This is a genomic window from Metabacillus rhizosphaerae (assembly GCF_037201795.1).
Taxonomy (GTDB): domain Bacteria; phylum Bacillota; class Bacilli; order Bacillales; family Bacillaceae; genus Metabacillus; species Metabacillus rhizosphaerae.
This window is the reverse complement of the sequence record NZ_CP147403.1, coordinates 1,432,036-1,454,196: the sequence shown is the minus strand read 5'-3', so window position 1 is coordinate 1,454,196 and position 22,161 is coordinate 1,432,036. Positions and strand designations below refer to the sequence as shown.

The window sequence follows — 22,161 nt, the reverse complement described above, 5'->3', positions numbered from 1 at the left end:
TTTGCAGCCTCCTTAGATCAGGATTAATACAGAAACTAACTATTAATCTTATTTTCAACATTTAACATACTTTGGATGTTGATTGGTGCCTTTTCCTTTACCGATCTCCATACGGCTTCACCAATAGCGATAGAATATGCTCCTGCAACAGTTCCAGCCATTATTTCATAGGACCTTCTTGGATCAGGACCTAAGAAAATATCTTCTAAGAGAATCGGGTCTCCTCCACCATGTCCTCCTGGTGTTTGAACAACATGAATAACTTCTTTCGATCCAAATAACGGATAATATTCAATTGTTTGTTCAGGTACTGGAAATGGCACTCTACTTGGTGCATGGAATTCCGTTGTTTCAATTCTTCCCTTTGTACCATTAATAGCTAGGCGATAGCCTTCATACGGTGAAGAAAAATTAATCGAGTAGCTTAACAGCGCTCCTTTGTCATAATTTACAGTTGCAGCATATGTGTCTTCGATGTCAATCTCCGAATCAAAAATACAAGCATCAGGACGATAGCCTGTATAATTACTAGCACTCATATCTTTCATCGTATAATGATCATCTTCAACATTTGCCGTCTCGCTTCGCGTACTCCATCTCATAAAATAATCACATTTATGTTTTACATGACATGTACCACAATAGCGATTATCTCCAATTTCGGGATTGTGTTCACCTTCTGGTCCATAATAATTTAGAGCACCAAATGCAAATACTTCAACTGGGCTTTGATCTAGCCACCAATTGACTAAGTCAAAATGATGCGTTGATTTATGTATTGATAGTCCACCGGAATACTTCCGCATCCGATTCCAACGTTTGAAATAGCTCGCCCCATGATAGGTGTCAATATACCAATTTAAATCGACAGATGTAATTCTTCCAATCTTTCCTTCTAGTAGTAATTCTTTGATTTTTCTATGAAATGGACTATAACGATAATTGAATGTAACAGTCACTTTTCCTTTGCTGTTCGCCTCTGCTTTTAGCACTTTTTTTACATCTTCAACATTTGTAACCATAGGTTTTTCTGTAATTACATCCAAGTCGTGAGCAAGTCCATTCAGTATATAATCTACATGTGTATCATCTCTACTTGCTACAATTAATGTATCCGCTCTTGTTTCTTCAATCATTTGTTGAAATTGCTCAGGTCCATATGTAGGAACATTGATTAATTGTGGATACTCTTTCTTACAAGCGGTAATTCTATAATCATCAAAATCAAGTAGTGCAACAATTTCGTTGGTCGAAGAGAACTCGTTTAATAAAGGTTTAATAAACATTTTCATTGCTCTATTACTTAATCCACATATCGCATACTTCTTCAATTCATATCACCTCTTAATTATTTGTATTGACCAATTCAGATAGAATGCTATAAGCTTCATCCTGATAGTTTGTGTACTTTGGAATAATCCCTACCATTTCAGCAGAGTCATTGTAATTAAGCTCCTTTAATAAGGGTGACTCTAGTGGTATAGGTAACGCATAAAGATGAATATTTCCTTCTTCATCTTTCAACTGATATTCTTTTAGATCGTTTTTATCATTTGTAATTTTGATTTCATCCAAAGCATGTAAACCAACCGGATCGAAAATGGATGACAATAACTCCTTTTCCATCAGTATGAGATCTCCTGAGTGGTCCACAAACTCTACAATCAATTTTTCAGGCATTGGATTATGAAACTCAATATCAATAGGTTGATCTCTTCTTGAATTGTCGTTAATGATTGTTCGTATTTGTTTTTTTGTTTCTTCCTGTAAGTTTTTAAAAATGAATAGCTGAAAATCATCGTTTTTTTGCTGACAGCCAGTCATAAGCAATATGATGAGTAAAGAAATAGAAATAAGAAATACATTTCGAATCAAAATGTGTCTAGTGCTTGTAAGCGATACCATTTTATTGAAATTTACGATCCTCTCCCCCTTATCCAAGTTCTTGACTCTAACGTACCTGATAATTGATATGACATCTATAATCATATCCACAGCTAAGTTAATTGTTTCGCATATTAATAGGTGGTCAGACATAAAAAAACTGAGATACTGAATGTGACATAAGATAATGATTATACCCATATTGTCGTGTTTTAAGATATAATTAAATTACTATAATGCAAATTTTCAAAAAAGATATGTAAGGGGGTTCTTATGAAGAAAAATTCAACAAACTACTATTTTCGATTAATGACCTTTATCATCATTTTAACGACTGTTCCTGTTATTATTGTTGGATTATTTTCTTATTTAAAATCTTCAGAGGTTATTCAATCGAATGTAGCGAAAGAAAAACAACATAGTATTTACCAAGTTCAAACCAATATTGAACAAGTTATGAGAACCGTTGATCATTCATTTACTAATTTAGTTTCTTCATCCCAACTTACGGAAACTTTAAGACAACCATTAACTCCAGATCAATTCCAGTTATATAATCAGGTGAGAGAAGAATTAAGCCATCTTCAAACCTATGATACTGGATTGAAAGATGTGTTATTAGTCAGTTTTCATGGAAATTGGATCATAAACAACAGTGGCCTTCGTAGACTCAATAATGAACAAGCAACGGAGATTAATCGTAACTACCTCTCTTTACCAACGAAATCGATGTGGGTTTTGGAAAAGAAAAACGAACTATTATTTAATCAAGATGCAAACAATTCCTGTATGCATTATATGAATCTCGTTAAACAATTACCTATTAATAGTGTAAGGAAAACTGGAGTTGCTGTGGCAACCATACCTATATGTGAATTTTCAAGCATTACATCACAAAATCTTGACCTGGAAGAGACGGTCATATTAAATGAAAAATTCGAGGTCGTTGGCCATAGTACAAATAAAAATATCGGGAAAAACTATTCCAACCATAAATTGATTCAAAATTTACAGGAGATTAAGCAGCAATCAGGACAATTTAATATGGATATTAATGAAACCGATTACAAAGTTACATTTCGAAAATCAGATTATAATGGTTGGACCTATCTATCGTTAATAAAAATAAAAGACTTGAACAAACAATCGAGTTCCATCGGTTGGTTTACCTTCTTCATTTGTACATTATTGCTTATTCTGTCTTTGATTATTTCTTTCATAGGTTCAAACCGAATATATCGACCAATTCATCAGCTTCAATCTTTTATTTCAAGTAAATTTCATCATAAACCCGAGCTCGAGCACCGAAATGAATTTGATTTAATTGAGCATCAAATTCAACATATGTTAGACCAAAATGTTCAGCTAGAACAAAAGGTACAAGGTCAGGTGACACAATTAAAGCAGTTTTTTATGGTTAAGCTTTTACAAGGAAAGATAAGTACAGATGAGTTACAAACAAAGCTAGCTTCCTTTGGCTTTAATCAGCACTGGAGGAGACTTTGTGTATTTACGCTCCAAATTGATTCGTTTGAAGGGACAGGCTATAACAGGAAGGAAGAGGATTTATTACTATTTGCCATTAATACAATGATTGAGGATCTTTTTCCAAGCGACATAAGAATGATGCCGATTGTCATGAATTATTACCAGGTTACCATCTTTTTAAGCGACCATGATTCTGACTGGGAATACACCCAGTTTATCACCTCCACCGCTCAAACGATTCAAACAAAAGTTAAAGAAGAGTTGAATATCCCTGTCAGCATTGGAATAAGTTTACCTTTTACCAATTTAACTTCTACAATTCACGCGTACAAAGAAGGCAGTGAAGCACTGAAATACACGATAAAATTCGGTAAAGAATCGATTATCTTTTTTGATAATTTACAAAGAAGTAAAACATTTCATACTTTCTTTCCAAAACAAATTGAACATGAATTATTTGATGCCATTAAAGTCTGTGATAAACCAAAAATTGATGAACTTCTACATACTCTCTTATCAAAAATCGTGGAAAAAGAATTAAATCATACTCATTATCAAATTTCCATTGTTCGTCTACTAAATGATCTAATAGAATTAATGCAAACATTAGGTATCGAAATTTTTGAATTTGATAATAAGAAATCGCTTTTTGATCATTTGTATGAATTAAAAACATTAACAGAAATCCAATATTGGTTTAGGGACATCATTATTTATCCTTTAATAAATAAAATAGAAGAACGAACAGAGTCTCAATATAAAAACCTATCTGATAAGATTATCCATATTGTTCAACAGGAATTTGATACAGATATCACACTAGAGTCAATTGCAGCAAGGCTTCACTACAATACGAATTATTTAAGCACCATCTTTAGCAAAGAGACAAATATATCGTTCAGTGACTACTTATCGTTGTATCGTATAAATATGGCGAAGAAATGGTTATTGGAAACAAATATGTCTGTAAAAGAGATTTCCGAAAAGCTTAAATATAATAACTCACAAAACTTTATTCGTTCGTTCCGTAAAAATGAGGGAACGACACCAGGAAAATATCGTGAGCTAAAGAAAGCAAAATAAATAGCTTTCAGTAAGGAAACAATAGGAGCTCTCTCGATTTGAGATCGCTCCTATTGTTAATGTTACATGTTAATCACTTACTCTTTAATGGATCCTAGCAAGGCACCTTTCGTAAAATGCTTTTGTAGGAAAGGATAAACCAATAATATCGGTAGTGTAGCTACTACAATTACAGCCATTTTAACTGTCAATTCTGGTGGAGGAGCATCTGTAAACTCTGCTCCGTCATAGTTTAGTCCACTTGCCAACACAACAATTTGTCGCAAAAGCACCTGGACAGGCCATAGATCGGCATTATTAATATACAAAATGGCATGCATATATGTGTTCCAATACGTTACTGCATAAAACAAGGAAATGGTCGCAATTGCCGGCATTGAGCAAGGAATAATGATTCGAAATAAAATTCCAAAGTCACTGCAACCATCAATCTTTGCTGCATCTTCTAATGAGTCAGGCAACCCTTGAAAAAAGCTTTTTAAGATAATCATATTAAATACATTGATTGAAACTGGGATAATTAATGCTAGTAAAGAATCGAGCAATCCTGTATATTTTACCGCTAAGAAAGTCGGTATCATCCCACCATTGAACAGCATAGTGAAGACGAAGAAAAACATGATAAACCTCCGACCAACTAAATCTTTTCTGGAAAGACCATAGGCTGTTAAGACAGAAAGAAACATACTCCACAAAGTTCCGCCTGCTGTGACAACAATTGATACTAACAGTGATCGGAAAATTGTATCTGTTGAAAAGATATATTTATAGGCTGCAAGGCTCCATTCAGTTGGAAAAAGAACAAATTGCTTCTCTGCTAATTCAGCGCTTGTCGTAAAAGAACTTGCTATCACGTGGATAAACGGCAGTACAGTCACCAATGCAATAATGGATAGTAGCAGGATATTCGTAATCGTAAATATACGGCTCCCTAAAGACTTGTCTTCAACCATTCTAATTTCCCCCCTATATAATTAATAAATTCCTTCTTCTCCACTTTTCTTAGCTAACCAGTTAGCAAAGATAACAAGAATCAGACCAACAATACCTTTAAAGAAACCAACAGCTGTACTGTAGCTAAATTGGCCTTGCTTTAATCCTGCAGTATATACATACGTATCAAAGATTTCTGCTACCTCTCGGTTTGCTGCGTTTAATAACAGGAAGACATGTTCAAATCCAAGTTCAAGAACATCACCAATCTTCAAAATAACTAAAATGATAATAACACCCTTAATGGCTGGTAGTGTAATATGCCACATTTGCTGGAGTCGACTAGCCCCATCCATTCTTGCAGCTTCATATAATTGGGGATTAATCGCTGCCATTGCAGCAAGATAAATAATCGTACCCCATCCTGCTTCACGCCAAATTACCTGGGTGATATAAATAGGACGGAACCAGTCGGGATTCAAAAGGAAATTAATTTTTTCCAAACCTATAGCAGTCAATAATCCATTAATGACTCCACCATCTAGTGTCAGCATGACATAGCCAATTGAAACAATGATGACCCAAGACATAAAATGCGGTATATAAATCAATGTTTGAACTGTTCGTTTAAATGCCATATACCTTACTTCATTAAGCATGAGTGCTAAAATGATTGGAATTGGAAAGAAGAGGATTAAATTTAACGCAAATAACATAAGCGTGTTTCCAAAGATCATCCAAAAATCAGGATCTGTAAATAACCTTTCAAAATGTTCCAACCCTACCCATTCACTGCCGGAGATTCCTAAGTATGGTTTATAATCTTGAAATGCAATGATCAAACCATACATAGGGATGTACTTATAAATGATGAAATACAAGATACCTGGTAAAAGCATTAAGTAGATCCATTTATTCTTCTTAATTTTCCCCATAAGTTCTTTCCGCCGAGCTTCTTTCAAAACGATAGGATCTTTGTTTACAGCTACCTCACTATTCATTGCCATCATCCTTTCTAGAATAGAATGTATGAAGGGTACTACCCTGCCAATTCACTTCACTTGGAAAACCTTCAATTTTTCTTTTTAATATGTGTTGGAGAGTCCGAGGTACTTTTAAGCGCTTTCATTTAACTGAGTGACAAGTGTGGTTATCCGTAGTGTAAGAGTAGTACTAACATTCTTTCTTGATCTGGTCATTTTCCTATCCTCCATTATCTAATTGTTTTTTCGTGAATCACATTTACAGACTACTTCACCAAAATCATTTCGTAAATAATCACTTCCTCATATTCCCTTGAAAACACTAGGTTTCTAGCTGGTCAAATCTTAGAAACTAATACAATGATTATCGGTTTATGGTTGCAATTTAGGCATTCGTATATATCGCCTGACGATTGGTTTTTAACCATTTCAAATGGAAAACTAACAAAAAGTAAGCGAGTTGATACCTATAAAAATAGATAAAAAGATTATCGGGAGTTCCTAATCAATATGAAAAAATCCCCTCAAAAAAAGCATCTGCACTCATACTTCACAGATACTTTTTAATATGCGGACTTTATTTCTCTTCTATATAATTACTTTTATTTCATTACTCATACGCTTCTTAGACTTTCGTTTGCGCTGTTCGGTCTTGTAATTGATGGACAGAGACTTCTCCCCAGCTCAAATCTTTTACTTGGTATTTTTCTATCAATTCTTCATCCAATTCAATACCTAAACCTGTTATTCCTCGATCTGGCAAATGGAGATAACCATCTTTATAGTGTACTCTATTTTTAACTACGTCTCCTATATATAACTCTGGACCTGTTGGATCAGAAGTATAAGTTAAATTTGTAAGTGCTGCTCCTAAATGGGCCATTGCAGCTGTTCCAATTGATAATTCCTGTGTGGTTCCTAGAATAACACCTTTTGCAGCAACTTCTGCTACTGCGGCTGCCCTTTTCGCTGCGGTTAAGCCACCGATAAACACTGGAGATATATTAAAGATATCAACTGAATCATGCTTAATCATTTCGTATTGCTGTCTAGTACTCCACACATGTTCACTAATTGGATAATCTGTTCTCATTCGAATATGATTAAGGCCTTCATGATCATTTGCAAGTGCAGGACTTTCGATCATTTCCAATCCTAAATCATACTTGGTTAATCTTTTAACTGCTTGTAGAGTCGTTTTCCAATCATGTAAGTGACTAAAATCTAATGACTTTATTTTTACTTTCTGACCAAATTCACGTTGTACAGCATCTAAAAATGCCTCATCTGCATCTATGTTTTTCCCAACATATAATCTAAACACATCAAAACCTTGATTTAAACGCTTACGAACAACTTCAATATTCTCCTCTACTTCATCCATAAACCTCATTCTAAAAATTGGATAGCAGACCTTTATTTTGTCTCTTACTCTACCACCTAACATATCCGCAACTGAAATTCCTAAGTATTTTGCACAAAGGTCATAAAGTGCAGCATCGATTCCATTACGAATAAAACTACCTTTTTCATAATAGTACATAGCTTCAGGGAAATTTCCGACGAGCTCTTTGTTTAGCTTCATAATATCAAATGGATTTTCACCAACGAGAACTGACTTGATTACTTTCGTTAAATCCTCAACATCTGGTGCATAGCGCGGTAGATGAGAAAAATCTGACATTTCCCCGATCCCAATTACTCCCTCATCTGAATAAATCTTCACGATGATATGTTTATTTATAAAACCAGTATGACGCGGAACACCAACTACCGTTAATTTAATATCTGTGATCTTCAATTACCATCATCCTTACAATTTTATTTTTGGCTTTTTTCGCAAACTTTGTTGCTTTGAAAATAGTATTGGGTTGATTGATTGGCACTCCAGGATGCTAGCTTTCCGTGGGGCGGGCGATGAGCCTCCTCAGCGCAAAGCGCCTGCGGGGTCTCATCTGTCCCGCTACTCCCACAGGAGTCTCGCATATCCGTTCCAATCAACCTAATCAGTTTTGTTCAAAAACAACAATCTTTTAGAAAAGAGACTTATTTTTCATGCAAAATATGATTGTTATGTAGATTCTAGTAGCATATTGTTATTGCATTTTACGGAACTGGGGTGATTGTGACTGTTTTAATTGATGTGAAAAATTCCTTTGCCGCCTCACCTTGTTCTCTTGAATGTGAGCTTGATGCTTTCATTCCGCCAAACGGTGCCTGTAATTCAACTCCTGCACTTTCACCGTTTACTTTGATTAATCCTGCTTCTATTTCATTAATATACGTAAATGATTTAGCTAAATCTCTTGTAAATAAGGATGCAGATAGACCAAACTTATTGTCATTTGCTTGTCTTAATGCATCTTTTAAACTAGTAACTTTAAATAAGCATAAAACAGGGCCAAAAATTTCCTCTTGGGCAATGGCATTTTTGTTATCCACATTCTCAAACACGGTAGGTTCTACATAGTATCCATCTTTGAATTCATCTCCTATTGGAACTTTACCACCAGTAAGCAATGTTGCTCCTGATTTTTTCCCTTCCTCAATATAATGTAAGACATTCTCAAGCTGAGCCTTAGAAGCTACAGGTCCCATATAAGTCGATTCATCTAAACCAGGGCCAATTTTTATTGCGGCTACTCTCTCAAGTACCTTCGCTTTAAATTCTTCATAAATGGATTCATGTATATATGCTCTACTAGTTGCAGTACATTTTTGTCCGGTATGTTTCATTGCCCCATTCACGGTCAGTTCTGCTGCAAGATCCAAGTCTGCATCATCTAGTATAATTGCTGGGTTTTTTCCACCCATTTCCAACTGATATTTAGCCCCTCGCTCTATGCATCCCATAGCCACTGCTTTGCCAATTTCATTTGAACCAGTAAAACTGATTGCATTTACATCCGAATTATTAATTAAATTTCCACCTACGACAGAACCTTTACCTGTTACAATATTAACAACACCAGTTGGAAACTCAGCTTCTGCAAATGCCTCGATTATTTTAATCGCTGTGATAGACGTTTCAGACGCAGGCTTTAATATGACTGTATTTCCATACACTAGTGCTGGCGCAATTTTCCAAACCGGTATTGCAATTGGAAAATTCCACGGAGAAATAATTCCAACTACGCCTACGGGTACTCTTGTTGTAAATAATAGGCTTTGACTGTCACCAGATGGAATATTATCTCCAATTTTGCGATATCCTTCTTGTGCATAATATCTTAAGATTTGAACCGCCCTAGCAACCTCACCTCTTGTTTCTGCTAAGGTTTTACCCATTTCCATCGTTGCTGTATAAGCAATGTCTTCCAATTTATCAGCTAAAATATCAGCTGTTTTATGAAGAAAGTTGCCTCTCTCTAGAGCTGAGAGATTTCTCCAAGATGAAAAAGCATGTTTTGCTGATTGGACAGCACGGTCGACATCCATTGAGGTAGAGCTAGGGAATAATCCTACAATTTCAGAAGTATTTGCAGGATTTTTACTTTCTAGTGTTTCGTCATTACTAGATTGACACCAATTTCCATTAATGAAATTCGCATATAATTTTCTCATTTGCTATCATTTCCCCTTCTAATTGGATCTTTACTTGACTGAATGTGGAGTAAATCCCCAGGAATGAATAAGATTTCGTAATTCTTGACGATCATTTTCCTTAAGCTCTGCAACTGGTTGTCTTGTAATCCCAGCGTTTAATCCAATATGCTCCATAGCTTCCTTTATAACGACAACATTATTACCGTTATTATATTTAGCTCGCAAATTTTCAAAAGGGACAACCTCTCTCCATACTTTCCATAGTACAGCTTCATTTTTTGACTGCAGTGCTTCAAGCATTTCAAATGATTTTTCAGGATATAAATTTACTAGTCCTGAAGTAAACCCAATTGCCCCTGCGTGATAGAAAAATGGTGCCCATTTCTCTGCCGTCCCACATATCCAGGCAATATTAAGTTCTTTAGGTACTGATTGAACTGTGTTTGCAAATCTAGGAAGGTCATTAATAGCATATTTAACAGCTACAAGTTTTTCTAAGGGGGCTAGTTTGAAAAGGATATCATCACTTAAATTAGGATCTTTGAAATAAATGACGGAAGGTAAATCAACTGCTTCAATAATCGTTTCAAAGTAATCGAAAGCACCTTCATCTGTAATATAAGGGTGAATAGGCATATGAATCATGATACTATCAGCGCCTACCATTTTGGCGTAATTACCCATTTCAATGGCTGTATCAACTGAGTAGCCGATTCCTGCTACAACTATTGCACGCCCATTCACATATTCTACAACTCTTTTAATCTCTTCTTTTGCTTCATCAATTGTTAATGAATAGAATTCGCTTGTGTTCCCACAAGGTACTATGACTTTTACACCTTTGTTGATGAGAAACTCAACATTCTCTTGCACTCCATTCCAATCTATTTCTTTCGTATCTTTTTTAAATGGTGTAATTGTAATTCCCGATATCGTTTCGAATTTTTTCCTAAATTCAGCGTAATACATCGTTTCCTCCTTTTTGCTAAGCACAAAGATCTCTTTGGATCTAAGACTTTCATAGCTTATATTTTTCATTAAGAGTACTAACTCAATTAGTTAGCGCTTTCAAAAATAACAACACTAGTAAAATAAAGTACTTGTTCAGAAGGGGCATCTTCTATAGAAGCAATATCGCTGCTTTTTCCCATACAGAACAAGTACTTTAAGGATGATCTACTTTTCTTTCGATCCATTTAAAACATCTTGGGCCGTTCTTAAAATATGCTGTTTCATTACCTGTTCAGAAAGCTCTGGATCTTTTGAAATAATTGCTTCATATATTTCTTTATGTTCGGAGAAACCAGCTCGTAACTCGCTTTCTTCTTTTAAGGCTCTTTTCCGAAAGGCTTTGTCAAAACTCGAAATATTATCTGTAATTTGCAACATCATCGGATTACCAGCTACCTCATTAATCAAACGGTGAAACTTTGTGTTTTCTTCTATCAATTGATCAACTTCATTATTATTTAAAAGAAATTCCATTTTTTCAATTTGATGTTTCAATGCTAATTCGGTTTTTTCCGTTAATTTCATTGCAGCAAGTTTTGCACAAACTCCTTCAACTGCAGCCCTTAGCATTTGCACCTCCTGAATACTAGTTTCCGCTAAATCGGAAACATATGTACCTTTTCTTGGGATAGTTACAACTAACCCTTCATAACCAAGCATTCGAAATGCCTCTTTTATAGGGGTAGTACTCACTCCCATTATTTCTGAGAGCTCCCGTTCTTTTAAATGTTCTCCAGGCTTAAATCGACCAGTTACTATTGCTTCTCGAAGGGATTCAATGACAATATCTCTAAGTGATTTTACTTGTTCAGTTTTCATTGAAAATAAGTCCCTATTTATGGATTGTTCACTCATAAAACTCCTCCATTTTATGTTTCCTGTAGTACTGATATCTGATATATCATATTTTAGCATAAGCGTTTTTTCCTGTAAATACCGAATTATCAGATAAAGGATTCAGGGTTATACTTCATTGTAATTTTTGTTTATTAATCTAAAACATACGACTATCTATTTAAGCATTAGCATCTCATTATAAGCCATTAACAAAGGAGCTACTCCATGTCCGTTGTTTTCTACGACTTTTTCACGATATACATAATATTCATAACTACCATCACGAACGATCCCTGTATCTGGATTTGTCCCCAAACCAGCACTTCTGCATATACCACCAAGCAATACTTCACCATTTTCCTCACGAATATACTTCTTTACTGTACCTTCAAATGCGGCTACACCGTTATTTTTATAGGTTTTGGGCAAATAGCCAAGACGGACTCCTTTTAAGATGGCATAAGACAGCATTGATGTTCCGCTTGTTTCCAAGTAGTTTCCTTCTTCACCGATGTAATCAACAACTTGATACCACATACCATTTTCATGCTGATATTGCAGCATCCCATCTACAGTTTCTTCTAAAAGGCTTTTTAATTCCTCGCTAAATCCTTCCTCACCTTCTAAAATTTCAATAATATCAACTAATGCCATCACATACCAACCTACTGCACGGCCCCATACATGTGGTGAACGACCCGTTTTCTTATCACACCAAAACATCTCGCGACTTTCATCATATGCATGGACATAGAGTTGAGTTTTCTCATCAAATAGAAACTTACGTACATTTCTAAATTGCTGTAGCGTATCTGAGTAATCCTTTTCCTCTTGAAATTCCTTTATATATTGAACATAAAATGGTTGCCCCATATAAAGACCATCCAACCAAACTTGATTTTCATAATTTGTTTTATGCCAAAAACTCCCGCTATCTGTTCTTGGATAGGTTTCTAATTGGTTATAAATTAAATCTAGTATTCTTTTATATTTTAGATCTCCTTCCTTCTTGAAAAGCGTAAATAAAATAGATGTCATTCGAATTTGGTCAATATTGTAATACTGGATCTTAATCGCATCAATTTCTCCATTCTCATTAAAGAGTTTGTCAATAAAGTTCTTTACAAAAAGATAATCATCCTCATTACCTGTGTATTGATAGCTATCTAAGTATGCCTTAAGGATACAACCTTCTATGTAGTGCCATCTTGACGAATACCATTTACCACACCCATTCATATATTGCGTTTTCAACTTTCCTACTAATTCATAATCCATCTTACTTCCCCTCCTAGCTTTCTTCTAAAATGGTAAAAAACCATTTTTTACAAAAAATGAAAAAATAATCAATATTTCCTTATATTTAAAAGTAAGTTGAAAGCGTTGTCAACAAGAAGCATTTCATCTAAGCAAATTTAGACAGCTAGAATAACCTTGTGTGTATATAAATATATTACGCTACTCTTTATTAATAGACTTCTAGTTGACATTAATTATCAGATTAATTTAAAAAATCCAAAAAAATGTTTACTTATTAATGATCGTCGTTTAATATAAAAAGTGTTGATATATCAAATATCAAATATCACGACAATGGGGGTTTAATAAAATGAACAAATCAGGGAAGGTTTTTTCTGTCATTTTTGCACTTTCTTTAAGTATTGGTTCTTTAACAGCGTGCAGTAATGAAAGCGCTTCAAACGAAGGTTCTAAAGAACCATCTGAATTTTCAGCCATGGTTAAACTACATACTCCAGAGGTTCCTGATAAAAAGGTGTTAGACATCATAGCAAAAGAAACGAACATGGAATTAGATATTCAATTTGTACCTGCTACTACTTATCCAGAAAAAGTGAATACCTTATTCGCTACAGGATCATTTCCTGACTCCGTTGTTTTAGACTTAGATATGTTAACACAATACAAAGAGGCAATCCGTGATGGACAATTTTGGGAAATAGGTCCTTATTTAGATGAGTTTGAAAATTTAAGTAAAATGAAGAAAGAAGTAGTTGAAAACACGAAGGTTGATGGAAAAATTTATATGATCTATGAAGGAAAGCCAGCGTCTCGTCAAGGTATGATCTATCGAAAAGATTGGGCGGAAAAACTTGGACTTTCTGCTCCAACCAATACAGATGAGTTTTATGAAATGGTAAGAGCATTTACCGAGGACGACCCCGATGGAAATGGAAAAGATGATACCATAGGCTTAACGGACCGAAATGAATTAATATTCGGAGCTTTTAAAACAGTTGCGTCTTGGTTCCATACGCCTAACAACTTTGGCGTGAAGAACGATAAAATCGAACCAGAATTTATGTTCCCTGAATATATGGAGACATTAGACTTTTTTAGAGATCTACATGAAAAAGGCTATATAAACAAAGATTTCCCAGTAACAAGTAAAACCGATCAGCAAGCGATGATCAAAAACGGGACAGCAGGCGTTTATGTTGGGTCTATGGGAGATGTACAATCTCTATACACCGATGCAGCTGCCATTAACCCAGATGTTGAGTTAGATGTACACAACAAAGTTGCAGGTCCCGATGGTAAATTCACAGTCTGGTCTTTACCGGGATATGGAAATGCTATATTATTCCCTAAATCATCAGTTGAATCAGAAGAAGAGTTAAAGAGAATTCTAGCTTTCTATGATTACCTGATGACTCCTGAAGGTGCAAATTTAATTTATTGGGGTATCGAAGATGAACATTACACAATTAAGGATGGAATGGCTGAAATAAAAGATCAATCTTTATTTGATCGAGAAGTATTACCAATACAAACATTAGAGATCGCCGAGGAAGAATCCAATGGTAGATTGAAAGGTTATTTCACATATGAACCACAAAACAAGGCAGAAGAATTATTTACAGATAACGAGCAATATTTAATCAAAGATCCGACAATTGGGCTTGACTCACCAACCTTTTTAGAAAAAAGCGTTTCATTACAAAAAATCATTGATGACGCAACATACAAATATATTATTGGAGACCTAGATAAAAAGGGATTCCAAGCTGCAGTAGAAGAGTGGAAAGAACAAGGTGGAGATGAAATAATTGAAGAATTCAGTTCGTCTTATCAAGAGATGAAGAAATAAATTTTGGATATCGAGCCTGTAGGGGATTTTCTGCAGGCTATTTTTCCCTTATCAGTAGTGTGTATTTAAGAATCCCCTAATTTCATTGTTAATTTCTATTAAATGTTCTTCTGAAGGAAAATGTCCCATATCAATTGTTTTGACGTCTATTAAATTTGATATGATTTCTTTTGCTACTTTGTTTAACCGATAGGCTGGAAAAAAGATGTCTTTTTCTCCTGTAATAATCAAGGTTGGAGAGTTATACTGCATTAATTCCTCCTTTTTTGTTAATTTAGGCATTTCTTGTTCAAGTTTAATATATTTGAAAATATCTCCAATCATGCGTTTATCAATTTCTTTCATGCTATTAGAAGACATAATGTTAGTAATATTATTGAGATATTTTTCAGAAGAAGTGAAATTAAATAGGATTAATGGAAGTAAAATATGCTTAATCATTTTAAACTTAGATCCCAACTGTATTCCTGCTGGAGAGACTAAAATTGAACAATCAATCTTATCTGGCATAAATGTAGCTAATCTAAGAATAATTCCAGCACCATAAGATGGACCGATAAATGCACATTTTTCAATATTAAAATAATTCATTTGCTCTGTTATCCATTGAGCAAAACTATTGTCCTTTGCTGAAATCCTTTTTTGTTCACTGTATCCAGGGTGACCGATAGTATCTGGTGCGTAGATTCTATACTTATCCATAAGAGGTAAAAACCATGACAGTGTCATCGGATTAATACAATTTCCTCCTTGAAGTATAAACAAAGGTTTACTTTCAGTCGGACCCGCAACAAGCATATGAGTTTTCCCGAAACTTGTATCAATATAAAATCTTTCAATATCGTATGTAAAAGTCTTTATATAATTTTCATAGTACTGATCAATTTTTCTTTTTCCTTCTGTACTTTTGTAAATTGTTGTTTCCCTCATGATACACCTCGATTCATATTTCAAATATAATCTTCTATTTAGATTTTACGTTAACTATCCTTTAAAAGTTTCATCTTTCTTTATTTGTAGAATGTGATCTTCAGTTATATCGCCCTAAAAAGGATACCATCGGCAACTAAACCAGTAGGTATCCCTTCAAGTTTTTATCCTTCCACACGTTCAATTTATAACCACTGTCCAACTGGCAAAATGATTCCTTTTTTCATCACAATTTCTTTATAACAATAGATTTAAGTTTCCTGCTTCATTGAGTTTCTATATTAATTTAACGGATTACGAGGGCGATAAAAGGAACTAAGGAAGAAGTAGCGTAAATATTCAAAATACTCTACAATATAGTCAGACACCTATTGTACAACTTTCTTAAAAAATATTCGTATTAAGAGAGGCGGTAAATGTAATGGAAACAACTAAAAAAATTACAGTAGAAACAACAGTTCACGTACCAGTAGAAAAGGTATGGGAATATTGGACAGAGCCAACTCATATAAAGAAATGGAACAATGCTTCAGATGAGTGGCACACACCAGTTGCTGAGAATGATTTGAGAGCAGGTGGGAAATTCCTTTCAAGAATGGAAGCCAAAGATGGCAGTTTTGGTTTCGATTTTGGTGGAATTTATGATGAAGTGATATTACATGAGGTTATTGCTTATACAATGGGTGATGGAAGAAAAGTTAAAATTACTTTTAAAGGTCAAGATAACGAAACCGAAGTAATTGAAATCTTTGATGCTGAAACTACAAATTCAATTGAGTTACAACAACAAGGATGGCAGGCAATTCTAGATAATTTTAAAAAGTATGCAGAGCAAACAACCATTTAAAAAGCATAATAAAAAAATAACAGTTTCTACAACATCTTTAGGCATTACAGGCGAGTTAATAGGTTGATGACTTAAATACGCCACTTTTCTCCAATCAGGTTTAGTATCCATCATCGGAGTACTGACCATTGTAGGTGCAACAGCTTTTGAGCTGTTTGCGTCTAAATTGAATTGCAAAAACGCATGACATTTTTTCGTGTCATGCGTTTATTTTATTTGGCGTGATGTATTATTTCCGCAAAAATTCGTATATTCTCTTTATCCTGAATAACTTTTTAAATAACCTCCGCTAAAGGGCCTCCTATACAAAGGACAACCCTTTTTCGTTCATTCACTTTTTATTATTGTCAGCGTAGTAAGCCATAGCATCCCTCATGAATTGTGCCAGTCCTTCACCGAATTGGTCGATACTTTCCGTGAATCGCTCATCTTCGACATACATTTCACCTAGGCCCTTGAATGCCTCTAGTGAATAATGGATTCCGATATTACTGTTCAAAAAGATGTACCATTTCTGGATTGCTGCTTGAGCTTCATCTGATTCTGGTAAAGTGTGACGAAGAGAGGCAAGGCTGCGATAGATGGCGTTCATTTCTTCTTGCATCGCTTTTTGTTCCTCTTTTGTCATACTAGCCAGGTTAGCGTTTGATTTATCGACTGCTTCATCACCCCAACGTTCACGTGCTTCCTGTTCATATGGATTATGACTAAAGTCGAACCCTTCGAATTTTTCTTTATTGGTCATTTCGATCGTTCCTTTCATATGTTCAATTGTCATATCGATCGTCGAGATCATCTTATCGATGCGCAAGCGTCTTTCCACCAGTATTTTCCGATGGAAATTGAGTGCTTCCTTTCGATCGAAGGAAGGACGATTGATGATCTCCTTTATTTTCTTTAAAGGGAAGTCAAGCTCTTTAAAAAACAGGATTTGTTGCAAGGTTTCAAGATTTTCATCGGAATATAGACGATAACCAGCTTCAGACGTCTGTTCCGGTTTTAATAACCCTATTTCGTCATAATGATGCAGTGTGCGCACACTGATGCCGACCAAGTCAGCAACTTCCTTCACTTTCATAGCTGTGTACCTCCCTTTAATCTTTACTTTAAGGTATCACGTAACGTGAGAGTCAACTAGAAAATGTTAATTAATAAATGGGTGAAAGTTATGGAAAAACGACATTCGCCATGCGCTGATTAAAAGCACGCATATTTTCAGTTCGTAAATCCACATAAGATGCGTCACATACCTGTCCGAGATGTAAAACGTTATCCCCAACAATTATGCACCAGGATTGGATAAACGTAATGAAGATCTAGATAGTTCGGATAATTTTCCTTATAATATGTTCAAGAAACAACAAAAAAACGTCCCAAACCCTTTATTAATAAGAATTTAGGATGTTTCATTTATAGTAAGTTGGTTTGGATAATTGATATTTTACACACTACCAATTATTTCAAAATCAGTTGACAAACTCAATCTTTAATTTAATAAAAAAGACACTTACCTTTTTACCGATAAGCGCCTCGATTGTTGAAGAAAATATTGAATTGACTATTAACAACTAGTTATTGTCAGGGTATGAGTGCTTACTATTAAGTAAGGATCGTAAATCACCTCTATAAAGAGTATCTTTTAACTCTTCGTATCTAAAAGGAATTAATGGCGAAAGATAGGGAACCCCTGCAGACTTTAGATTTGTCATATACAAAATGAGGATTGTTGTGCCAGCAACTAAACCAGTGAATCCAAAAAAAACAGCAATTAGTAAAAATAGGAAACGCAATGTCCCCATAGCATCGGCTAGTCCTCTATAGACGATGAGAAAGCTTGCTAAAAAAGTAATTCCAATGGTAATTAGGCTTGCAGGGTGAATGATTTTAGCTGTCACAGCTGTTTCACCAATAACAATTGTTGCAACTAACGATACTAGAATAATTGCGCTTTTAGGAATCCGGAAAGAAGCATCCGTAAGAATTTTTAATAAAAAAATCAAAAACAACATTTCCCAAAAGGCGGGTAATACTTCACCATCAGAGAACAATGACTTTACTACTTTTTTGGAATACTCATCTTGATGGAATTTTTCTAATGTTACATATATTGCAGGCAGATAAACAGATAAGAAAAAGCCAATAAAACGGATAAATCGGGTTGTAAATCGACCTGCTTTAAAATAATAATCATCTGGGGTTTGAAAGGCATCTATAAATAAGGATGGTGTAATAATAGCGAAAGGAGTACCATCCACAATAATTCCTACCTTTCCTTCGTACAAAGCGGATGCAAGAACATCAGGACGCTCTGTTGTTTTGTTTAAGGTAAAAATACTTTTCTGTCCTTCAATTGCCTCGTCAATAATTCTGGCTTCTAATATGTATTTAACTGAGAGATTGCTTATACGTGATTTTACCTTTTCTAATACTCCTTTATCGACGAGTCCATACATATAAATAACTGATATGTGTGTTTTTGAAATTAGTCCAATCTCTTTATTTTCTACACATAGCTTAGGGGATTTAATAATTGAACGTAAAATATTAATATTCGTTTTGAGTTTTTCTGTTAAACCAATAATGGGTCCATGTGGTACACGTTCACCTTGAGCTTCTTCAAGACTTCTTTCATTCCACTTTGGAGTATCTACAATAATTCCAATGTCATGATCTTCAAATAAAATAGCTGTTTTGCCATTAATTATTGCATCCGTTAGTTCCTGAAAGTTTGTACCCATTTTGACATCAGCCGATTCAATAACTTCACTGACTAAATTTATAATATCGTTTTTTTCAGATGTTTTTGTAAAATCAAGTAATGGTCTAATCACAAAATCCTGTATTATTTCCGAATCAATAATACCATCAATATAAATAATGGCTGCATGTTCTGACTTCTCAATACCAAACTTTAATTTTCTTACAACTAAATCAGATGTTTGATTAAATAAGTTCTTTATATGATCGATATTGTCTTCAAGTTTTTTTTCAATATTATCCACTTTTATCTCCTCAGGATTAAAGAATTTAAACTTATTATGTGAGGAGCTTTTTTATTTATTCCTTATCAACAATATGCCCGATTGTTGAACAAGATCTGTGATAACCAGTTCACATAAGCAATGTTATCAGTTGAACTAACGAGTTTTATTAAAAATACACCCAGTTTAGATAGTTCGGATATTTTTCCTTATCGTTAATTTTTATAATTAAAAAGACGCCTTAACCCAATAATACCAAGGATTTAAGACGTCACATTTATACTCATAATGGAAACCTTTGCAGTATGAGTGTCTGACTAATTTTAATTACTACGGAAGATATTTTTCTATTCGAGAATCGTTAATTATAGTTTTCTCTCATCCGTCTTATATCTACTCTAGGTGAACAGCCAAACATTCGGGAATACTCCCGACTAAATTGCGATTGACTTTCGTACCCCACCTTGAATGCAACATTAGCTACATCTGTTGGATCAGCCAATAACAAGCGCCTTGCTTCTTGCAATCTCAATTGTTTTTGGAACTGAATAGGACTCATAGCTGTTACCTCTTTAAAATGTCGATGAAGAGATGACACACTCATATTAGCTATTTTAGCAAGCTCTTCAATTCGAAAGGGTTCTTTAAAATTTTTGATAATATGGTCTATCACTTCTCTTATTCTAGATGCATTGCTACCCTCTAATGCTATTTGTTCTAGTGCTTCTCCATGTGGACCTTGTAAGATCCAATAGATAATTTCTTTTGTCAATAATGGACCAAGAACAGGAATGTGCTTTGGATTCTCTAATAAACAAGCTAATCTTAAAACTGCATCCAACAAAGATGGTTCTACTTCGCTAACAAACATAGCTCGTTTCGAGTTCTTTCTCTGATGAAATGGAATATCTGTTTCATTTAAAACTTCTAAAACTTGTTTCGTTGTAAATTCAAGCTTGAGAGCTAAATAGGGAATTTCTGTAGTGGCCTTTCTTACTTGCCCTGTTACTGGCAAATCAACGGAAGCCACAATATAATGACCAGGGCCGTACAAGAATCGCTCTTCTCCCAATAATACTTCCTTCTCTCCTTGGAGGATAATGCAAAAAGAAGGCTCGTTAACTCTTGAAATTGGTTCAGTAATAATGGATTCACGGATGAGAAATAAAGAGGGGATAGATGTAGCGTGGACACCATCCTGTTTTGAAAAGTTCTCTATGAGATTAACAAGTTCTAGTTGCTGTTTGTAGGTTTTCCCAGACATTATTTATTTCTCCCTTTTCTTCATCTACATTTATATTATCTGATATTCGTTGTTTAGGTAAGAGGAGTTGATAGGATTAGGCAAAAACTTGGTAGGAATGGGATAAGGATTTCCTTATTATTTATGACATAATTATTTCTAAAGAGGTCACGATAAACGTGGCAAATATACTAAAGAGAGGGAACAATCGTATGGAGTATGTGAAACTTGGTAATACAGGCTTAGATGTATCTCGATTTTGTCTTGGTTGTATGGGTTTTGGTGATGCAACTAAATGGCTTCACCAATGGGTACTTAACGAACGGGACTCACGCCCCGTAATAAAAAAAGCCCTTGAATTAGGGATTAATTTTTTTGATACTGCCAATGTATACTCACTTGGCACAAGTGAGGAATATCTTGGGCGAGCCCTGAAAGATTACGCAAATCGTGATGAAGTTGTAATAGCAACGAAAGTCCACGGTCAAATGCACAAAGGTCCAAATGGTTCCGGCCTATCTCGAAAAGCCATAATGAGTGAAATTGATAATAGCCTTAAGCGTTTGGAAACAGATTATGTAGATCTTTATATCATCCATCGTTGGGACTACAATACTCCTATTGAAGAAACAATGGAAGCATTGCATGACGTTGTGAAGTCAGGAAAAACAAGATATATTGGTGCTTCTGCGATGTTCGCTTGGCAATTCCAAAAAGCTTTACACGTGGCAGAAAAAAATGGTTGGACGAAGTTCGTTTCCATGCAAAACCACCTCAACCTAATCTACCGTGAAGAGGAAAGGGAAATGCTACCTCTTTGTAAGGAAGAGAAAATTGGTGTAACTCCATATAGCCCCCTTGCCTCTGGGAGATTAACACGGGACTGGTCAGTAACCACACATCGTTCTGAGACCGATCAAATTCAAAAATCAAAATACGATGCGACTACCGATGCCGACCGATTAGTCGTTGAGCGAGTAGCATCAATTGCAGAAAAACACAGTGTTCCTCGTACACACATCGCACTTGCTTGGTTATTACAAAAAGAGACAGTAACAGCTCCAATTATCGGGGCAACGAAAATATCACATCTTGAGGATGCTGTAGGTGCTTTATCAGTAAAGCTATCACCTGAAGAAATTGCTTTTCTTGAAGAGCCATATGTACCACATCAAATAGTAGGTCATAACTAGTTTCGATATTTTTAGAGCAGCGATTGAAATGTCGAAAGAACAAATTCAGGCAATCCAGCAAATCTTTCCCGACAACCATCGTCCTGTTTTCCA

Annotated in this window: 17 protein-coding genes; 4 read left to right on the top strand and 13 right to left on the bottom strand. The window is 35.0% G+C overall.

Features of this window, described 5'->3' with window-relative positions; all coding sequences use genetic code 11:
* Positions 1–35: 35 nt before the first annotated feature.
* Together WCV66_RS06910 and WCV66_RS06905 are read right to left on the bottom strand one after the other, a co-directional pair.
* On the bottom strand, positions 36–1,331 hold the full coding sequence (locus WCV66_RS06910) for a Gfo/Idh/MocA family oxidoreductase (protein WP_338788406.1): 1,296 nt from the start codon (positions 1,329–1,331) through the stop codon (positions 36–38).
* Between the two features lie 13 nt (positions 1,332–1,344).
* Positions 1,345–1,941 (bottom strand): hypothetical protein, encoded by a 597-nt coding sequence (locus WCV66_RS06905; RefSeq protein ID WP_338788405.1) that lies wholly within the window; start codon positions 1,939–1,941, stop codon positions 1,345–1,347.
* A gap of 216 nt (positions 1,942–2,157) precedes the next feature.
* On the opposite strand from WCV66_RS06905, the gene WCV66_RS06900 reads away from it, so the two are divergent.
* Positions 2,158–4,455 (top strand): helix-turn-helix domain-containing protein, encoded by a 2,298-nt coding sequence (locus WCV66_RS06900; RefSeq protein WP_338788404.1) that lies wholly within the window; start codon positions 2,158–2,160, stop codon positions 4,453–4,455.
* A gap of 77 nt (positions 4,456–4,532) precedes the next feature.
* On the opposite strand, the gene WCV66_RS06895 is transcribed toward WCV66_RS06900, so the two are convergent.
* From WCV66_RS06895 to WCV66_RS06865, 7 genes are all read right to left on the bottom strand, one after another.
* A complete protein-coding gene (locus WCV66_RS06895; RefSeq protein WP_207981878.1) occupies positions 4,533–5,408 on the bottom strand; it encodes a carbohydrate ABC transporter permease in 876 nt (291 codons plus the stop codon).
* Between the two features lie 21 nt (positions 5,409–5,429).
* Positions 5,430–6,389 carry a sugar ABC transporter permease gene (locus WCV66_RS06890; protein WP_338788403.1) on the bottom strand — a complete coding sequence of 320 codons (960 nt, stop codon included), beginning with the start codon at positions 6,387–6,389 and terminating at the stop codon, positions 5,430–5,432.
* 607 nt (positions 6,390–6,996) lie between these two features.
* Positions 6,997–8,172, bottom strand: a complete 1,176-nt coding sequence (locus WCV66_RS06885) for a mandelate racemase/muconate lactonizing enzyme family protein (protein ID WP_338788402.1) — start codon at positions 8,170–8,172, stop codon at positions 6,997–6,999.
* 305 nt (positions 8,173–8,477) lie between these two features.
* A complete protein-coding gene (gucD, locus tag WCV66_RS06880) occupies positions 8,478–9,935 on the bottom strand; it encodes an alpha-ketoglutaric semialdehyde dehydrogenase GucD (RefSeq protein WP_338788401.1) in 1,458 nt (485 codons plus the stop codon).
* A 30-nt stretch (positions 9,936–9,965) separates the two neighbouring features.
* Entirely contained in the window at positions 9,966–10,886 is a 921-nt protein-coding gene (locus tag WCV66_RS06875) for a dihydrodipicolinate synthase family protein (RefSeq protein ID WP_338788399.1), read from the bottom strand.
* A 207-nt stretch (positions 10,887–11,093) separates the two neighbouring features.
* On the bottom strand, positions 11,094–11,783 hold the full coding sequence (locus tag WCV66_RS06870; RefSeq protein ID WP_338788398.1) for a GntR family transcriptional regulator: 690 nt from the start codon (positions 11,781–11,783) through the stop codon (positions 11,094–11,096).
* 156 nt (positions 11,784–11,939) lie between these two features.
* Positions 11,940–13,043: a glycoside hydrolase family 105 protein gene (locus WCV66_RS06865; protein WP_338788397.1), complete on the bottom strand. Its 1,104-nt coding sequence runs from the start codon at positions 13,041–13,043 to the stop codon at positions 11,940–11,942.
* Between the two features lie 331 nt (positions 13,044–13,374).
* Here WCV66_RS06865 and WCV66_RS06860 point away from each other — a divergent pair, with 331 nt between their 5' ends.
* On the top strand, positions 13,375–14,874 hold the full coding sequence (locus WCV66_RS06860; protein ID WP_338788396.1) for an extracellular solute-binding protein: 1,500 nt from the start codon (positions 13,375–13,377) through the stop codon (positions 14,872–14,874).
* A 51-nt stretch (positions 14,875–14,925) separates the two neighbouring features.
* Here WCV66_RS06860 and WCV66_RS06855 read toward each other — a convergent pair whose 3' ends face one another.
* Positions 14,926–15,804: an alpha/beta hydrolase gene (locus WCV66_RS06855; RefSeq protein WP_338788395.1), complete on the bottom strand. Its 879-nt coding sequence runs from the start codon at positions 15,802–15,804 to the stop codon at positions 14,926–14,928.
* A gap of 421 nt (positions 15,805–16,225) precedes the next feature.
* Between WCV66_RS06855 and WCV66_RS06850 the strand changes: the two genes are divergently transcribed.
* Entirely contained in the window at positions 16,226–16,651 is a 426-nt protein-coding gene (locus tag WCV66_RS06850; RefSeq protein WP_066329066.1) for an SRPBCC family protein, read from the top strand.
* A 331-nt stretch (positions 16,652–16,982) separates the two neighbouring features.
* Here WCV66_RS06850 and WCV66_RS06840 read toward each other — a convergent pair whose 3' ends face one another.
* The 3 genes from WCV66_RS06840 to WCV66_RS06830 form a co-directional block, all read right to left on the bottom strand.
* On the bottom strand, positions 16,983–17,729 hold the full coding sequence (locus tag WCV66_RS06840) for a MerR family transcriptional regulator (RefSeq protein ID WP_338788393.1): 747 nt from the start codon (positions 17,727–17,729) through the stop codon (positions 16,983–16,985).
* A gap of 490 nt (positions 17,730–18,219) precedes the next feature.
* Entirely contained in the window at positions 18,220–19,653 is a 1,434-nt protein-coding gene (locus WCV66_RS06835; RefSeq protein WP_338788392.1) for a spore germination protein, read from the bottom strand.
* Positions 19,654–19,993: 340 nt separating this feature from the next.
* Positions 19,994–20,896 carry an AraC family transcriptional regulator gene (locus tag WCV66_RS06830; protein WP_338788389.1) on the bottom strand — a complete coding sequence of 301 codons (903 nt, stop codon included), beginning with the start codon at positions 20,894–20,896 and terminating at the stop codon, positions 19,994–19,996.
* A gap of 191 nt (positions 20,897–21,087) precedes the next feature.
* Here WCV66_RS06830 and WCV66_RS06825 point away from each other — a divergent pair, with 191 nt between their 5' ends.
* Positions 21,088–22,068: an aldo/keto reductase gene (locus WCV66_RS06825; protein ID WP_338789410.1), complete on the top strand. Its 981-nt coding sequence runs from the start codon at positions 21,088–21,090 to the stop codon at positions 22,066–22,068.
* Positions 22,069–22,161 lie beyond the last annotated feature (93 nt).

What these genes read in the sequence shown, in the direction of transcription:
- WCV66_RS06900 (WP_338788404.1), top strand. Translation starts at nt 2,158, where the DNA reads ATGAAGAAAAATTCAACAAACTACTATTTTCGATTAATGACCTTTATC.
- WCV66_RS06895 (WP_207981878.1), bottom strand. Translation starts at nt 5,408, where the DNA reads ATGGTTGAAGACAAGTCTTTAGGGAGCCGTATATTTACGATTACGAAT.
- WCV66_RS06890 (WP_338788403.1), bottom strand. Translation starts at nt 6,389, where the DNA reads ATGAATAGTGAGGTAGCTGTAAACAAAGATCCTATCGTTTTGAAAGAA.
- gucD (WP_338788401.1), bottom strand. Translation starts at nt 9,935, where the DNA reads ATGAGAAAATTATATGCGAATTTCATTAATGGAAATTGGTGTCAATCT.
- WCV66_RS06875 (WP_338788399.1), bottom strand. Translation starts at nt 10,886, where the DNA reads ATGTATTACGCTGAATTTAGGAAAAAATTCGAAACGATATCGGGAATT.
- WCV66_RS06870 (WP_338788398.1), bottom strand. Translation starts at nt 11,783, where the DNA reads ATGAGTGAACAATCCATAAATAGGGACTTATTTTCAATGAAAACTGAA.
- WCV66_RS06865 (WP_338788397.1), bottom strand. Translation starts at nt 13,043, where the DNA reads ATGGATTATGAATTAGTAGGAAAGTTGAAAACGCAATATATGAATGGG.
- WCV66_RS06860 (WP_338788396.1), top strand. Translation starts at nt 13,375, where the DNA reads ATGAACAAATCAGGGAAGGTTTTTTCTGTCATTTTTGCACTTTCTTTA.
- WCV66_RS06855 (WP_338788395.1), bottom strand. Translation starts at nt 15,804, where the DNA reads ATGAGGGAAACAACAATTTACAAAAGTACAGAAGGAAAAAGAAAAATT.
- WCV66_RS06850 (WP_066329066.1), top strand. Translation starts at nt 16,226, where the DNA reads ATGGAAACAACTAAAAAAATTACAGTAGAAACAACAGTTCACGTACCA.
- WCV66_RS06840 (WP_338788393.1), bottom strand. Translation starts at nt 17,729, where the DNA reads ATGAAAGTGAAGGAAGTTGCTGACTTGGTCGGCATCAGTGTGCGCACA.
- WCV66_RS06830 (WP_338788389.1), bottom strand. Translation starts at nt 20,896, where the DNA reads ATGTCTGGGAAAACCTACAAACAGCAACTAGAACTTGTTAATCTCATA.
- WCV66_RS06825 (WP_338789410.1), top strand. Translation starts at nt 21,088, where the DNA reads ATGGAGTATGTGAAACTTGGTAATACAGGCTTAGATGTATCTCGATTT.